At 44.7% G+C, this 16,267-nt stretch carries 10 protein-coding genes and 1 pseudogene; 1 reads left to right on the forward strand and 10 read right to left on the reverse strand.

What is annotated here, in order from left to right; all coding sequences use genetic code 11:
• Positions 1-449 precede the first annotated feature (449 nt).
• Positions 450-1,937 carry a serine/threonine-protein kinase gene (locus JGK07_RS28825; protein ID WP_293179797.1) on the reverse strand — a complete coding sequence of 496 codons (1,488 nt, stop codon included), beginning with the start codon at positions 1,935-1,937 and terminating at the stop codon, positions 450-452.
• A gap of 337 nt (positions 1,938-2,274) precedes the next feature.
• On the opposite strand from JGK07_RS28825, the gene JGK07_RS28830 reads away from it, so the two are divergent.
• Positions 2,275-4,668, forward strand: coding sequence for an ATP-binding cassette domain-containing protein (locus JGK07_RS28830; protein ID WP_293193055.1), 2,394 nt, complete (start codon positions 2,275-2,277; stop codon positions 4,666-4,668).
• Between the two features lie 111 nt (positions 4,669-4,779).
• Here the strand turns inward: JGK07_RS28830 and JGK07_RS28835 are convergent, their stop codons facing one another.
• The 9 genes and pseudogenes from JGK07_RS28835 to JGK07_RS33310 all read right to left on the reverse strand — a co-directional run bounded on the left by JGK07_RS28835 (position 4,780) and on the right by JGK07_RS33310 (position 16,200).
• Complete coding sequence (locus tag JGK07_RS28835) at positions 4,780-6,660, reverse strand: SUMF1/EgtB/PvdO family nonheme iron enzyme (RefSeq protein ID WP_293243307.1); 1,881 nt, start codon at positions 6,658-6,660, stop codon at positions 4,780-4,782.
• A gap of 4 nt (positions 6,661-6,664) precedes the next feature.
• Positions 6,665-7,147 (reverse strand): hypothetical protein, encoded by a 483-nt coding sequence (locus JGK07_RS28840; protein ID WP_293243304.1) that lies wholly within the window; start codon positions 7,145-7,147, stop codon positions 6,665-6,667.
• 365 nt (positions 7,148-7,512) lie between these two features.
• Positions 7,513-9,579 carry a ribonucleoside-triphosphate reductase, adenosylcobalamin-dependent gene (gene nrdJ, locus JGK07_RS28845; RefSeq protein ID WP_366934346.1) on the reverse strand — a complete coding sequence of 689 codons (2,067 nt, stop codon included), beginning with the start codon at positions 9,577-9,579 and terminating at the stop codon, positions 7,513-7,515.
• Positions 9,580-9,814: 235 nt separating this feature from the next.
• The gene (gene nrdJ, locus JGK07_RS28850; protein WP_293243301.1) at positions 9,815-11,059 is read right to left on the reverse strand and encodes a ribonucleoside-triphosphate reductase, adenosylcobalamin-dependent; all 1,245 of its coding nucleotides are present in this window, start codon (positions 11,057-11,059) and stop codon (positions 9,815-9,817) included.
• 208 nt (positions 11,060-11,267) lie between these two features.
• Positions 11,268-11,555 (reverse strand): hypothetical protein, encoded by a 288-nt coding sequence (locus JGK07_RS28855; protein ID WP_293179815.1) that lies wholly within the window; start codon positions 11,553-11,555, stop codon positions 11,268-11,270.
• Between the two features lie 232 nt (positions 11,556-11,787).
• The gene (locus JGK07_RS28860; RefSeq protein ID WP_293179782.1) at positions 11,788-13,977 is read right to left on the reverse strand and encodes a DUF4394 domain-containing protein; all 2,190 of its coding nucleotides are present in this window, start codon (positions 13,975-13,977) and stop codon (positions 11,788-11,790) included.
• A 451-nt stretch (positions 13,978-14,428) separates the two neighbouring features.
• Positions 14,429-15,532, reverse strand: coding sequence for a DUF6745 domain-containing protein (locus tag JGK07_RS28865; RefSeq protein ID WP_293243299.1), 1,104 nt, complete (start codon positions 15,530-15,532; stop codon positions 14,429-14,431).
• Positions 15,533-15,541: 9 nt separating this feature from the next.
• Positions 15,542-15,712, reverse strand: a pseudogene (locus JGK07_RS33305) (leucine-rich repeat domain-containing protein); the annotation flags it as partial.
• Complete coding sequence (locus JGK07_RS33310; protein ID WP_366934345.1) at positions 15,709-16,200, reverse strand: leucine-rich repeat domain-containing protein; 492 nt, start codon at positions 16,198-16,200, stop codon at positions 15,709-15,711. The pseudogene JGK07_RS33305 and the gene JGK07_RS33310, both read right to left, overlap by 4 nt.
• Between the last annotated feature and the right edge of the window lie 67 nt (positions 16,201-16,267).

Raw genomic sequence — 16,267 nt, forward strand, 5'->3', positions numbered from 1 at the left:
CGCACGTAATATCCTGTTACGTGCTTTGTCGGATTCGACCTGTTCTGTCAGCCATGACGGAATTGCGATCGTTACATCTCCAGCATTGCACAGCTATGTTGAGAAATGTTCAGCGTAAAAGAATCAGTATTTCATATTAATTCTGGTTTTACCGGAATGATTAAACCGCAGAGGCCGCAGAGGACACAGAGGGAGAGGATAGAGAGATGAATCATTCTGATGAAGAGTGGATTTGATATGAAGGAGTGCAAAAAGTATTTTTTTTAACAGTGCGATCGTCTCCGGTCGCGATTGTTATACCATTTATCTGAAGTTGTACAATACTCGAAGACCCCCCCTAGCCCCCCCTTGTTAAAGGGGGGAACAAGAATATTGTTATTTCGTTGAAAATTGGTATTAGACTCGCGATCCTAGAATCAGGACTAAAGTCCTTACTACAAACAACTGAATTAGTTAATCTCAAAGGAATTCATCATATTTTCAGCCGTTTTCAAATAGTCCGAATACTCTGATTTCTCCGCAGTGTAAGTAATCACGTAAGCTTTATTATTCATCAACGTCCAAGTTTGCATTTTTTTGGTATTGGTTTGTCCGTCTTTATCATCAAAAACAACTGTATAACCTCGATGATTAGCAATCGTTTTAGGATTTTCTTCTAAAATTTTAACATCAGTAAAATTTGTTTTAATTTGCTTGAGAGACGATTGATTGTATTCATCGAGAGACATCGGTTTTGGCAAATCTTCTATGCTGACAGTAATTTGTTCTTGATAAGCATCAGCGGTGTTCTTTTTGGGGGCTATGAATACAACCACATCGTTAATTACTGGATTTTGTAACTCTTGTTTTTCCCACTTTTCAGGGTATTTGATTTTAAACTGATGGGTCGAACTTTGATAACTTAATAAATTTTCAACTTGAGTTTTAGAGAAATGTTGGATTGCGAAGGCGGAAATGGCGATCGCCCCAGCAACTCCGAGTCCCATTAAAGCCGGCTTCCATCCCAAAGCAAATCTACGAGTTCTGCGATCGGGAGATGGCGATGGCGGGCGATCGCTCAGTTTACCAAGTCGCTGCAAAAGAACTTGAGTATCTTTTGGCCTGTCTTTCGGAAAATAAGCCATCAAATCATCAATCAAATCTGCTAGCGGCTTCGATGTTTGAGTCGCCACATTCCGCCAAATCAATTTACCCGATCGCGGATCTTCCTGCAAATTTCTCGGTTCTTGAGCCGTCAGCAAATACACAAAATTCCGGCCCAAAGCAAAAAAATCAGAACGTGGCTCAGCCTTGCCCTTTTTTTGTTCTTCGGGAGTGTAACCCATCGAAGAAATGCGAGTTACTTCTCCAGTTGCTCTCTGAATAGTTTCTGTAACTTCCCGCACCGCCCCAAAATCAATTAATACTAATTTTCCGTTCGACCGGCACATGACATTTTGCGGCTTAATATCTCGGTGAAAATAATTTTGATTGTGAACGAGATTCAATATTTCCGTCAGTTGTGTCAACCAGTCAATAGCTAGTTCCGAAGAAATAGGTTGGTAATTATGAGCTTCCAACCACTGCTGCAAATTTTTACCTTCAATTTTCTCCATCACCAGACAGTGCAAAGATTTATCAGTACCCTTAACTCTGAAAGTAAAATAGCCTTCAGATTCAACTGTCGGGAGTCCCGGATGCTTCAGCCGCTGCAAAACGTGAGCTTCTCTCTGAAAAAGTTCCACACCTAGAGTATCGTTGTTCATCAGAACTTTCAACACTTTCTGAGTACCGTCTCTGTCTCTGACTGCAAAAGTTTTACCAAATCCTCCTTGTCCCAAAACAGCAATTACCCGATAGCGTGCGTTGATTAGCAACTCAGATCCGCAAGTTTGGCAAAAATTGATAGTGTCAAGATTTTCTGGATGGCGGCAGTTGGGATTAATGCAGTAGCTCATGGTATGGAGGAATTAGCTTGGTAGAAATAGTATCTCGTGCCAAAGCAGCTTCCTGAAAGCTATCCGAATTGGGGATAGCTTGGAATTAGTGCGGTGCTTGTCAGCATTGATTATTAAACATGATATAACATTACTCATGTTTTGAATACTGAATGAGAGAATCTCATTTTTGTAAAAAGCATTTTTTTGTTGGAGTGCGAGCTGGGACGCTCGGGAGTCTTATATCACCTGTGCGATCGGGGACGATCGCACTAAAAAAGCTGGCACGCTGGATGCTGGGTACTAAATTCTCGCACAATCTAAAATCTAAAATCTAAAATCTAAAATCTAAAATCATATGACAGGTCAAACCCATAAGAAAACAAACTTAATCGCCAGCCCCTATTTAGAAATCGACTATCAAGGCGAAGTGGTACGCTTGGAACTGACCAAGACTGAACACGTACTGGGACGAAATCCCCAACAAGCTGACTTGCTGGTTCCCAAAGATTGGGAGAAGCTGTCGAGATGTCAAGCGATTTTGCGCCAAGAAGGGGACGACTATCGCATCTATGACGGCGACGGCCTCAAACCCAGCAGTAGCGGGTTATTTGTGCTTCCGACTGAAACTCCTGTAACTCCGACTCAAGGCTGCGTTTTGCGACACGGAATCGAGTTGCGGATTGGTACGGATTTGAGAAATCCGGTGCGGGTGAGTTATTTCAATCCCGGAAGTCCGGCGCTGGCCGTTTTGGGTTCGCGGGAGTCTGTGTCTCTGCGAAATCGATCGGTCGTCTTGGGGCGCGATCGCACTTCTACGCTAGAGTTAAATTCGCCGATCGTCTCCCGCAGCCATTGTGCGATCGACGCCAACAAACGCGGAGAATACATTCTCACAGACACCAGCGCTAACGGCGTATTTATTAACGGCCAACGCATCCAAAAAACAGCCGTTTTAACCGAAGGCGCCAAAATTCGCATCGGCCCTTTTCTGCTAATTTATCAAAATGAAGAATTAACAGTTATCGATCCGGGAAACGCGATCGGCTTAGAAGCAATTAACTTAAACCGACCTTTTGTCAACGATATTTCCCTAGTAATTGAACCCGGACAGTTAGTGGCGTTAGTCGGAGGAAGCGGCGCGGGGAAATCCACATTAATGCGAACCTTGCTGGGAATTGAAACCACAAATCGTGGCGCCGTTTACGTCAACGGCGACGAATTGCGGAAAAACTTTGAATGCTACAGTTCTTTAATCGGTTACGTGCCTCAGGATGATATAGTCCACGGCGAATTAACAGTTACAGAAGCCCTAACTTACGCAATTAAATTGCGCTTGCCGCCGGATGTCGATGTCGAGCAAGTTTTGACAAAAACTCTGACCGATATTGAGATGTTGGACAAGCGAAAAACCCTTGTAAAAGACCTTAGTGGCGGACAGAGAAAGCGGGTTAGCATCGGCGTCGAATTGCTTGCAGATCCGAAGTTGTTTTTCTTGGACGAACCAACTTCTGGACTAGATCCGGGGCTGGATAAAAAGATGATGGAACTGCTGCGGAATTTGGCAGATAAAGGTCGGACGGTGGTTTTGGTGACGCACGCTACGGCAAATGTCAATTTGTGCGATCGCCTAGTTTTTCTCGGCCGCAACGGCTACCTTTGCTACTTCGGCCCGCCCGCAGATGCTGCAAATTTCTTTGGAGTTCATCAAGCAGACTTTGCCAATATTTATAACGAGTTAGAAATCGGCGAAAAGGTCATCAAAGAATGGGCGAATACCTATCGGAATTCCGCCTATTACCAGCGGTACATAACCGCGCCCTTAAGTCCAAAAGCACCGCAAAAACAAGCACCTCCAGTCAAACTTCCCCAACCCGCCAAAGTTTCCCCAATCAAACAACTGTTTATCCTCGCCGATCGCTATTTCAAGCTAACTTTACGCGACCCAGTTAACGTTGGTTTAGGACTGTTAACTGCTGCTGTTTGCCCGATTTTGCTAGCCGGAATCAAAGATATAGAACCGCTAGTTACCGGAACAGCAGACGATCCAGCGCTGGCTTTTTTAGCTTTGCGAATTTTGTTTGTATTTACATCGGCAGCTATTTGGGTAGGTTTGTCCAGTTCTCTGCAAGAAATTGTCAAAGAATCAGCCGTTTACCAGCGAGAAAGATTGGTGAATTTAGGTTTACTGCCCTATGTCGGTTCCAAGTTTCTGGTGCTGGGAGGATTGGCCTTGTTGCAAACAGTGCTAATGACCGCAGTAATTTTAATTGGTTTTAAACAGCCGTCACCGGATATAATCGCTTGGCCGCTGGGTTTGGGAATTACAGTATTTTTAACGCTGTTGGCTAGCATGAGTTTGGGATTGATGGTATCGGCATTTGTGAAGAATGGCAGTCAGGCCAACAGTGCTTTGCCTTTGCTGTTAGTGCCGCAAATTATTTTTTCGGGAGTCTTGTTCAGTCTGGGAAGTTTGTTTAAAATCGAGAAAATCGGTCAGTATATCTCGTGGTTGACGGTAAGCCGCTGGTCTGTGGGTGCTTACGGTAGCTTGGTTAACGTGAACGCGATGGTGCCAAAGCCGATCGAATTACCCGATCGAACAATCCTACCGCAGTTATTCGAGAAAAGCGCCGTCTACGAACCAACTTGGCAAAACTTAGCCTTGAATTGGGGAATTTTAGGATTGCACGCCGCCGTTTATTTGACCGTAACTTTGCTGTTGCAGAAGCGGAAAGATATTTTCAAATAACGCAGAATATGGTTATATTTTCTTAGTCCCTCTCTGCTGGGACTTTCTTTGAGGTGAAGCGATTTCTAATCGCCAAGGGCAAAAGGGCAAAAGTGTAAAAAGCTAGAAAGTCTACGCAGCCACACACGCAACTCGAAAACCGCGGGCCCAGTAGACATCGTTCGGCGCACTGTGGTCACGAGTAGCCGATTGACAGTTAAAATCACTGTAAAACGAACCACCGCGCATCAGCCGATGATTGTTTGTTCCCGTTTCCCAAGAACTTCCGTCAGTCCGTGCAGCATCATAATTATCATGCCATTTATCGCTGCACCATTCCCAAACATTCCCGTGCATATCGTACAACCCAAAAGCATTGGGGGGAAAACTTCCCACATCTGTGGAGTAGTTTGTGTCATAGTTGACTACTTCTGGAGATATACAGTGACAGGTTTCCCCAAAATGGAATGCGGTTGTTGTACCCGCACGACAGGCGTATTCCCATTCGGCTTCACTCAGTAAGCGATATGTTTTCCTAGTTGTTTGCGACAGTTTCTCACAAAATTTGACAGCATCATACCAGGATACATTTTCTACAGGACGTTTTTCACCTTTAAAGCACGATGGGTTGTTTCTCATAACTGCTTCCCACTGTTCTTGGGTGATGGCGTATTTACCTGCATAAAATGTCGGTACTGTGACTCGATACTGCGGAATTCGATCGCCACTAACTGTGTAGATGTCAGGGGGGCCCATCGTAAATGTGCCGCCGGGAATCTTTACCATTTCTAAGCTGACACCGCGCCCTAGGTTTTCACTAAAGTATTCGGCTTGTCGCTGTTCTGTTTTGACGATCCTTCCCCATTGGTAGAGTGTGATGACTTCAAATTGAAAGGTCTCTGCTGGACTTAGTTTTTCGTCAGCTATGATTTTATTTGGTGTTGGTGGTTGTGCAGCAACACACGCAACCCGAAAACCGTTGAATCTCTCGCCATAGATCGGCTGTTCGCAGCTACGAACAGCCGATCGGCAATTGCTCGGATCGTTGGCCCACGAACCACCGCGCAACATCCGACAATTGTTTCCTGATTCCCAAGAACTTCCGTCAGTCGGTGCACCATCATAATTGTCAAGCCATTTATCGCTGCACCATTCCTCAACATTCCCGTGCATATCGTACAACCCAAAAGCATTGGGGGGAAAACTCCCCACATCTGTGGGTTCGTTTGATTCGGTTATGTAGTTGACTAATTCCGGGGTAATCGTTTCGCCAAAATGAAATGGGGTTGTTGTACCCGCACGACAGGCGTATTCCCATTCCGCTTCACTCAGTAAGCGATATGTTTTCCCAGTTGTTTCCGACAGTTTCTCACAAAATTCGACAGCATCATACCAGGATACACATTCAACAGGAAGTTTTTCACCTTTCAAGTACGATGGGTTGTTTCCCATGACGGCTTCCCACTGTGCTTGAGTGATGGGGTATTTCCCTGCATAAAAAGCTGGTACTGTGACTTGATGCTGCGGGCTTTCGTCATCCTCTCGTCCTGCTTCGTCGTTGGGGGAACCCATCATAAATGTGCCACCGGGAATGTAAACCATTTCCAGTACAATACCATTACCTAAATCTTCTGGAAAAAATCGAGCAAATGACTTACGACGACTGTTTTTTTGTCCATCCGCATCGACTGTGATAACATAAAACCCAAAGAGAGGAAAATGGTTTTGTAAACATTGTTTTATATTCTCCTCATCCCGATCTTTCAGCAGTAAAAAAGCAGCAGATTTCACCTGCATTGACTCATCCTGCAATGCTCCAATTATCAAATCTAACCCTGCTTCTCCATATTTCAGCGCTTCAGAGAGTGCGGCGATTCTAACTTCGATCGCGGACGAGGCTAAGCGGCGTTTAACGCCGGCGATGCCTCCGAGTACAGCAGCATTGACCGGAATTGAATTTTGACCGCCCTTGACGGCATCGTATTCTCTAGGTTTATTTTGATTGTCAGACATAATTTCAACCAGGTACTTTTGCGAGTTTGTCGGGTTGCAAGGTCGGCATCGCGAGCAATTCCTCAACGGAGAAAGGTTGGGGTTGAGGAATTGCAGCTTCAGCATCCATGAGTTCTTTGATTTTCTCAAAAATCAAAACAGTTTCTGTTTCTCCGTCAGTTAGTTGATCGTAAAAATTAGGTATGGAGAACCAATGTTCAAAAGCAATCTCTAACAAACCGTTAGTTGCTAATTGCACTTGCCAGTACCGAGAATATCTGGCATCAACTATCTCAAATAACGGGGCTGGATTCTCTAGAGGATAATAAGTATAGCGCTCATCGCAAATATAGTATTCTAAATTTCCTTGCCATTGGGAGATAGCATAGACAGTATACTCTTTACCGACTATCAATTTAAATTCAGTTTCTTTGGTAATGTCTAGCGGTGGATTTAGATAATTTTCCGGCAGGTCAGCTCCTTTGTTGGCAATACAGCGAATTTTCATATTCTAAAAAACAGGCTAGTTTTAATTGTACGATCGGGCTGTTATATCATTTCCGTTTAATTCAGAATTGTAAATGAGTTCTTTCTTTTCTAGTGATATCATGTCCGATCGATTGACCACGATCTTGTAGGGGCGGGTTCACCAACAATATTTGCCAAAAACCGACAATTTCAAAAACCCGCCCCGGCTTATATATTATGCGCGATTTATCGGACACGATCTGACAATTATTCGTTGGGTGGGGGCGGGTTTACGAGATTGTTACTTTTAGGCAATTATGGTTGGTGAACCCGCCCCTACGATTTTGTCAACCTGAAATTAAACATAAAAAATCCCCCATTTTTGGGGGATTTAATAAAAGGCGATTACATAGTCTTAGTCTCAGGCATCAAACACTTATCGGAATCGCAACCCGCAGGCCCCGAATCCATCATTTCACCCAAGTCATAACGACTCAGTGCCACCTGAAAAATATCGATTTGACGGCGCACTAAAACATCTTTCAACATCGTCTCGTAAGTTGCTTTTGCGATCGGTTCAAAAGGCAAACGTGGGAAAGTTTCTAGGGCATCAAACCGAGACAAAAGTGCAGCCGAAATGTAGCCTTCGTCATCGCGAATCGCTTCATAAATCCGCGTACCCAAACTTTCAACTTCATTTTCTCGCAACTCAATCGTCGCGCTGGTGTTGTGCCGCACGTAGAACTTTTGCACTTGCATATAAAAGTCCATTTGTGCCGCCGCTGAGAATTTGTTGATCTCAATTTCATCAGCACCGGGTAAATCCGCCCAACTGACAGCCACGGGTATTTCTACTAGCCATTCTGTACAGCGTTCGTCAAAGGGATTGTTCAGCAAATTACCGTTTTCATCTTTGTCAGATTGGGACGGAATTACGTTGTATCCGTAGTCGATGCAGGCGAGGGCTACAGGGTCGTTTTTGCCGAAAGTGATTCGGCGAATGAAACGCTGGGATTTGGGGGGATGCCAGCCGGGAGAAGCACCTGTCAGTAGAGATTTTGTACCCGATGGTTGGACGGTTGTGCAGCGATTGGGGCGTTTCAATGAATGCCGATCGCAATAATCCCATACTACGCGATTCACAATTTCCCGCCAACCAGTCAAATACTCTTCTTCCCGCTGTTTAAACGCAATTCCCTGTGCAGTTTGCGGGCGACCTTCCACCCACCAGCGCAGCCACTCAACGCCAAAAGCATGAACGAAGAAATCGAATAATCCCGTGAAAGATACGCCGACAATCGGGTCTAATTCGCGGCTATATTGATAGCGAGGTTCGCTAAATTTGTGATTGAGAAGTACCGCGACAGATAAACCTGCGGCGGTGAAAGCTTCTTCTTGTTCTTTGAAGTTGTAAGGGTCGATTTGATTGAGGTGAACCTCAGAAAGATTACAGTTTCCAGTTAGGGTATTGCCGAAAACTCCCTTATGAAACTCTGGTTCATTGAAACAGTAAGTATCATGCAATCCTGGTAATTCTTCGACACTTCTGACAACTTGCCATTTACCTTTACCTTTAGCCTTCGTCCCTTTGCTCACATCTAACCGCTGACAAGGAATTTCACCACAGTCAGTAATTTGCAAGTAGTACAAATCCCGGCTTCGGACACCGTAATTAGTGACTGATCCTTGATGAGCACAAAGATTTAGCGATGAGCTAATGCCACACTTGGTCAAAAGTAACTGAACTCTGAAAGCCCGATCGCGATCGGAAAGATAAATTCTGATACCATTACTATTGGTATTCGATCCGTCCGTATCGGCTAATCCAGCAATAAAATGTAAAATTGCTTGCCGATTCCAACTCGCAATTACATTTAGTGCTTCCGGGTTAACTTTCAAACTTTTCAGAAATTCTCCAGAAAAGCTCAAGTTAGTTACATCTGTGAAAGCAGGTAAATAGTCATAGTTTCTTTCAGGCGACTTATTTCCTGCTACTGACAATGCCATTTTGCCTTCGTAAAGTCGAACTTTTGCATTGTCATTTTGGTCTGTAGTTCCATCTCCTACAGCCACACCCAAAGTGTAAGCATAACCTGAATCGATATTCATGCCATCTTCGTACTGAATTGTAAAAGGTTCAGTATGAATGCTATATCGACTTGTATCCATCAAGTCTTTGGTTTGAACTTCTTGGTAAACTTTACCAAAGCGATCCTTGACAAAGAAACGATGATATTCTGTGGCATCCAGATAAGTACCATCAGCAAACTTTACACGGTAAAGTTTGCGTCGTCCAACCTTGGTATTACTCGCTGTCTGAAATGGTGTGACGGAGCTCCATCTTTGACCATTCCAAATTTCGATTTCACTTCCAACAACATCCTTTATTTGATGTAGTCCGTCTTTAGTAATTAGCAAAGTGTCGCCACTGACACAGTGGAAGTTAGAGCCAATAATTTCCAGTTTTGTTATCCTAAAGGCTTTTTATCCTCTAGTTCTACAGATTCCATTTTATCTGTAGCTCGGCGTACTTTTTCATTTACTTTAGTTGTAAATGCCCCGCACTCTTGCCAGGATTATGTTCTTCAATTAAGAAGGTTCACCTGGTACGCTCTACGGTGGTAAAGGACTTTTAATTCCCTTACTTACCTCGGAATTAACATCTCAGTCTTCTCCGATTTTGCGAGGTTTTTAACGTGAGGCAAAATTACTTACCACACGGGTTTAAGCCCAAACGGACTGACCGATGCTCTAATTCTTCCGCAGTCATGTCAGGATAGCGTTCCTGCAACCACTGTTTAGCTTTTCCTTCGTCGTAAGCTTTCAAGAACTCAATTTTAAGACTAGGTGTTGAAAGTAAATCAACGTTAGCTCTAGCTACAGCTTCACCAGCCCATTGAATTGCACCTTCACCAGAATAATACTGTTTGCGAACAGCATCAATACATTCTTCTAATGTCGGTTTGGCATGGAAAACACGGGTATGGTTGGCCATTCTCAAAGCATCGCGTTCTGGATCTATTTTCCAGTTGCCTTGATCGTCTTGTTGCCACAAGTTGTTTTTAGCATTTGCTCCCAGTTCGTCATCAAAAGTAAACTGACGAATTCCGGCGGATCTCCGAATATTACCAGCCACAATTGTGACCGCAGCTTCATCTATCAATACGCAGCATTCAACTGAATTCAACTGCCGTCCGAAAGCTTTATTCAAAATTGCTGAGCAACGTTGATAAAGGTCAGGCAATTTGACTGGATTTGCGACTCCACCAAAACCTTTTAAAGGCTCTCCCACGGGGCGGACATCGCTCAAATCGATGTAAACTTGAACTTCTCCGGCAAATCTTTCATCTGTGGACAATTCCAACAAAGCTTGATAGGATTTCACCCAACCTTGACGGGAATCTCCGACATAAATAGTTGCGGTTTTTTCAGCTATTTTTACTTCGGTTTCTTGACGGCGCAATTCAGCGGGTGTAGAGCCGATTTCACCTTGCATTGTCACGGTTAAGCGGTTGCTAATCGGTGGCAATTGGTTGATGTATTTGGGTTCCAAAACTGCACCGGTGCCGCAGCCCATCATTGCCAAATCCATCAACAAGCCAAAGGCCCGCCAGTCGATAATATTGGTTGAGGAGCAATTATAGGCGCCGGAAAAGTTCTCTGGTTGCTCAATCCAGTTGCTACCGCCCACCCACAGCCAGCGGCCGGAAGCGAGGGTTTTGAGCTCGTTTTGCATCCGGTGTAGGAGCTGTGTTTCTTCGGAGGTGAGGTTTCCGAGCGATGCCAAGCCCTTGACGGTTCGATCGCACACATCGGCCCAAGTCTCCCTTCCCGTGTCGGTACGACGGCTGTATGTCCTGAAAAATACTGGATTGGCTGCGGGTGCTGTTTCGGGGAAATCGGACAGGTTGCGTTTCTCGCGGGCACTCGATCGCTCTAATTCTCGAACCATAGGTTGTGTACTGACGTGTCGGAATATATCAACAGACTATGAATATACAACAGGATTCAGATTTAGGGTAAAACCTTGACAAATTTGACAATTTGCACTAAATATGGGGCTTCGGACTCGGGAAGGTCGATCGGGCGATCGCCTCAAAACTTCAGCAAAAAACCCGATTTCTGCTAGAAAACGGGTGAAGCGCAAATCTTGTCAATTGTCAATTCTTTGTCAATAAAAACTCAATATTCGGTAACAGCGGGTCTTGAACAACCCCCACACCGTTGAATCCCCAACGCTGAAGCAGCGTTTTCACCTGAGAACCGGAAATCGATTCTACCCCAAATCGATCGGCAACATCAGCAGCGTGGGCATTCAGATAACTCAAAGCATCATAGTCTTCGCGAAACATCAGCAGGTAACTCACCGCCGAATCTGGATTGGGACAAGCGCTGATATATTTGCCGTCAGCACGAGAACGCAGTAAGTAAAAAACTTGGGATAACATCTTATCTTTATTGTCAAAATAATATGTTACATCAAATTGGGAATTGGGAATTGGGAATTGGGAATTGCCCAAACGATTAGACTTGCATTGCATAAATCTTTGAACGATCGCGAAACTGGAGATTCCAGGTAGATCGACGCAGATGTTTTCCAGATATGAGAGCGAATAAATGCAATACAAGTCGATTTTAGATTGCCCTAAAGTCAATCTAAAATCGCTTTTAATCTAGCATTTAAATTAAGGTCAGTGCCAAACCTTTAATCGATCGCCCGTCGCCAATTTGACCGACAATGGAAGCTTGACCGGTTGTCAGATTAATATTGTACAAACTCGAAACTCCGCCAACATCGATCGCAGCCAAAGCTGTCTCGTTACCGCCGACACTCCTGATATCAAAGCCGAGAACGCTAGAAGCATCAATCCCTAAAGATCCGATCGTATTTAATACTCCATTATTCGGCGGATCTTGTCTCACCAAAACATCCAAATTGCTGTCAATTACAAACAGAGTTGTCGAAGTTGCACCCGCAAAGTTATTCACATAGGCAGCCGCAGCCGCCCCCGGAGTTGTGCCAAAATTACGATCGCCCGTCGCATAAGTCAAATTGCGATCGAGTTGAATTCCTCCGGTTAACGTGTCAAAATCGACAATTGCCCCCGTATCTGGGTTAATCCGACCGTTTTCTCCCGCTTGATTGACAAACCGAATTCGATCGACTGTGGGATTGAAATCTAAACCGGCAGCCCCCGGAGTCAGCGGTACGGCGAATTGTCCGCTACCGAGTTGACTTGCAGCCCCAGTCACCGGATCGATCGCGTACAATCGATTGCTACTACCTAAACCGTAAAGCAAACCGTTAGCAGGACGAAAATCAATTCCCAGCAAACTTTCTCCCGGCTGCAATCCCGTTACTGCTGTGTCGCTGAGTAAAGTCCGCGGTGCCGCTTCGTTAAAACCGACGATTCTTTCGGCGCCATTTCTGACAGTTAAGGCGTAAGCTGTAGGCAAAGGCAATGCCAAACCGTTAATCTGTCTTCCGTCGGCAATTCTACCAGTAAAAGAAGCTTGACCGGTACTTAAATTAATGTTGTACAAGCCCGAAATTCCCCCGACTTCTAGCGCGGCCACTGCGACATCGCGGCCGCCAATACTTCTGATATCAAAGCCGAGAATGCTAGTTGCATCAACTCCCAAAGATCCGATCGTATTTAACACTCCATTATTCGGCGGATCTTGTCTCACCAAAACATCTGAATTGCTGTCAATTACGAATAGCGTCGTTGAAGTTGCACCCGCAAAGTTATTCACATAGGCAGCCGCAGCCGCCCCCGGAGTTGTGCCAAAATTGCGATCGCCCGTGGCATACACTAAATTGCGATCGAGTTGAATTCCCCCAGTTAATGTGTCAGAATCTACTATTGCCCCGGTATCTGGATTGAGGCGACCGTTTTGACCCGCTTGATTGACAAACCGAATGCGATCGACTGTCGGATTGAAATCAAAACCCACAGCGCCTTGAGTTAGGGGAACCGCAAACTGCCCGCTACCGACTGAATTTGCTTCCCCCGTTTTCGGATTGACAGTATACAAGCGATTGCTAGAACCCACACCGTAAAGCACGCCATTAGCGGGCCGGTAATCAATTCCCAGCAAACTTTCTCCCGCTTGCAATCCAGTCACAGGCAAATCTGAGATGACACTTCCCGGATTAGCAAGGCTAAAACCGACAATCCGATTATCGGGAGTTAAAGCATAAGCCGTTGTCAGCGCTGGAGGCGGGGGATTGGGAAGAATGCTGCTAATATTAGTAGTGAAATCTGTTTGGTCGATCGCACTTCGATTCACACCTCTGAGAGTAGCGAGAAATTCTCCTGTTACCCGGTCTTGAATCACAGTATCATTTCCGGCTTCCAGAATATTCAAGTCGCCAAAAGAGAGTCCGCCCGCCAAACCGATTAAATCTGTACCGTTTGCAAAATCGGCGATCGCATCAGCATTTCCTAAATTAACACCACCGCTGGTAAGGAAAGGATCGGCAGCAGCATAGCGACTCAAAACAAATACATCACCACCATCTCCGCCGATCAGGATATCAGTATCTCTATCTCCCGACAAAACATCATTGCCAGAGTTGCCAAAAATCAAATCATTATTCTTGCCACCAAATACAAAATCGTTATCTTCACCGCCGTTAACACTGTCGCTGCCTAAATCTCCAAACAGAGAATCTCTTCCAGAACTCCCATCAATCGAATCGCCATCTTTTCCACCAAAAATGCTATCATTTCCAGAATTGCCAGCAATTACGTCATTGCCCGTAAAACCAAAAATAACATCATCTTCAGCAGTGCCTGGGAGCGAGTCTGCTTGTATAGTACCTCTAATGTCTGCCATGATATATTGCACATCTAAATTTGACATTCCCAGTGCCTAAAAGCAGCGGGATTTTCAGTACAAAAAATCGCTAATTCGCAGTACGCGCTAATATTACCGAATTTTTTTAGGCTATAAAAGCGCGTTATTTGATAGTTTGCAGTATAGTCATGACAAGTACAACGCAACTGTAAGCTGCCAAGCTTAAGTTTTTAGCGCTGTGAACTTATGAAATCTTGTACTGCGTTCATTAGTGATATACGCTGAATCTCTAATTTTGGATCTGTACAGTCAGAAATTATTTTTCAATTTTAATCTTAAAGCCTCTGAAGGTGAATTTTATTTGTGTAGCAGCGACAACTATCGATCGGTATAAAGTGGATTATATATGGGGATTTGGCATAATAAAAGGCAGGGGCAATCCCCCAGTTGTCCAGTTGGGGTAGGCACGGGGCACTACCCCTACAAATCTGCATGAATGATTTAGACTTGTTATAGATTAAGTCTGCACGGAAAATTCCTCTGGATCGATACCCCCATTTACCCAGCGAATTGCCTCCCTAGCAGATGTCACATTTGGCGGTACTCTCAAAGCATGAATGAATTCCGTGCTCGGACAAGTCATTTTTAACAAATAAATCGGCTCGACATCCGCATTATCTATTTTTAATAGTGCATATTCCTGCCAACTATCTATTTGTTCTGCTGCCAACTCTTGACAAATGCGATCGTAACCAATTGCTTCAATTAACACTCGCCGAACTTCGGCATTGTCTTCAGATAAAAGCCATTCTGCTTTCCACAAATTGGGATGCACTTGACCGTATTGTTCCGGCAATCTGACACCGTGATAATAGTAAAAATTCCATCCATCCGCAAACTCGATCGCAGGTTCTGCTTCAGCGTGCAAGCGGTTTTCACTGTCAAAGCGCAGGTGGCGGGGGCGATCGCACACCGCGCAAATCTTTTCAAAGGGAAATATAAAACCGCAATGCTCGAAAAGCAGCTTTTGGCAGCGAAGTATTTCTTGTGCCTTTTGGGAAATATTGACGCCTGAAGATATATACAATTCAGTCAAATAGATTTCTTTAAACAAAGTCGTGGGGGTTTCAGGGCAATTAAAACCGAACAAATTATTGGAAAAAACATTCCATATCGTTTGTTTCGATCGCACATAGCTGTCAACCAATTTGTACATTACCGAACTCAGTGTGCTGTCGGCTTCGGGCTCGATTACCATGTGATCGAGCTCATACTCCCACAGATCCGAACTTGCAAATTCTCCCACAGCGGGTATCCATTTCAGGTCTAGATTTTTCCCCAATCTATTGCTGTATTCGTCTGAGCATTTTTGTGAATGGTCGGGTTTGAGCCTGTTGAAGATTTGGGGACAAACGTCGCGGAGACTGCTGCAAATAATAACTTCGGGTTCTTCTAGACCAATAGCGGCATAAGCAACTTTGATGGCTGCTGTGGCTTTTTGAGCATCAATTGGCGTAGTTGAGAGAGTAAGACGTTTCTGTGCGAGTTCGCCTAGCACGCACAGAACGGTAATTTCATTGTTGTCCAGATTAAGTGTTGTCTGATTGGTGAGCGATCGCAAGGCGCTGATGTCGGTAATTTGATTGTTTTCAAGATTCAGTGCTGTCAGATTGGTAAGCGAGCCGAGTAAGCTGATGTCGGTAATTCGATTGCTGTCGAGATCGAGTGTTGTCAGATTGGTGAGCGAGCCGAGGAAGCTGATGTCGCTAATTTTATTGTCGCCGAGATCGAGTGTTGTCAGATTGGTGAGCGAGCGAAGCTGATGTCGCGAATTTTATTGCCCTTGAGATCGAGTGCTGTCAGATTGGTGAGCGAGCCGAGGAAGCTGATGTCGGTAATTTGATTGCTGTCGAGATCGAGTGTTGTCAGATTGGTGAGCGAGCCGAGGAAGCTGATGTCGGTAATTTGATTGTTGTCGAGATACAGTGTTGTCAGATTGGTGAGCGAGCCGAGGAAGCTGATGTCGGTAATTTGATTGTCGCCGAGATACAGTGTTGTCAGATTGGTGAGCGAGCCGAGGAAGCTGATGTCGGTAATTCTATTGCTGCTGAGATTCAGTGTTGTCATGCTTGAAAGTATCTGCTCCGCTGCTTCAGCGTCATCAGTGCCAGCCTTTTCTAACAACACTTCAACTGTGTGCTTTGCTCCTTCTGAAAGACTGTCAATATGCCTGCACCAGTCGGCAAAGCGACTAAAACTAATTGGCTCGTTTGGTTGTTTTTCTGACATAAAAAACTCCGATATGGGGAATGGGGCATCGGGAATGGGGCATGGAATACCATTAACTGTTCGTATT

It is taken from the genome of Microcoleus sp. PH2017_24_DOB_U_A (assembly GCF_020738205.1).
Classification (GTDB): Bacteria; Cyanobacteriota; Cyanobacteriia; order Cyanobacteriales; family Microcoleaceae; genus Microcoleus.

Bases quoted from the DNA above. Each gene is read 5' to 3' on its own strand.
- nrdJ (WP_293243301.1), bottom strand. From the start codon at position 11,059: ATGGTTCGAGAATTAGAGCGATCGAGTGCCCGCGAGAAACGCAACCTG.
- JGK07_RS28860 (WP_293179782.1), bottom strand. From the start codon at position 13,977: ATGTCAAATTTAGATGTGCAATATATCATGGCAGACATTAGAGGTACT.
- JGK07_RS28855 (WP_293179815.1), bottom strand. From the start codon at position 11,555: ATGTTATCCCAAGTTTTTTACTTACTGCGTTCTCGTGCTGACGGCAAA.
- JGK07_RS28835 (WP_293243307.1), bottom strand. From the start codon at position 6,660: ATGTCTGACAATCAAAATAAACCTAGAGAATACGATGCCGTCAAGGGC.
- JGK07_RS28825 (WP_293179797.1), bottom strand. From the start codon at position 1,937: ATGAGCTACTGCATTAATCCCAACTGCCGCCATCCAGAAAATCTTGAC.
- JGK07_RS33310 (WP_366934345.1), bottom strand. From the start codon at position 16,200: ATGTCAGAAAAACAACCAAACGAGCCAATTAGTTTTAGTCGCTTTGCC.
- JGK07_RS28830 (WP_293193055.1), top strand. From the start codon at position 2,275: ATGACAGGTCAAACCCATAAGAAAACAAACTTAATCGCCAGCCCCTAT.
- JGK07_RS28840 (WP_293243304.1), bottom strand. From the start codon at position 7,147: ATGAAAATTCGCTGTATTGCCAACAAAGGAGCTGACCTGCCGGAAAAT.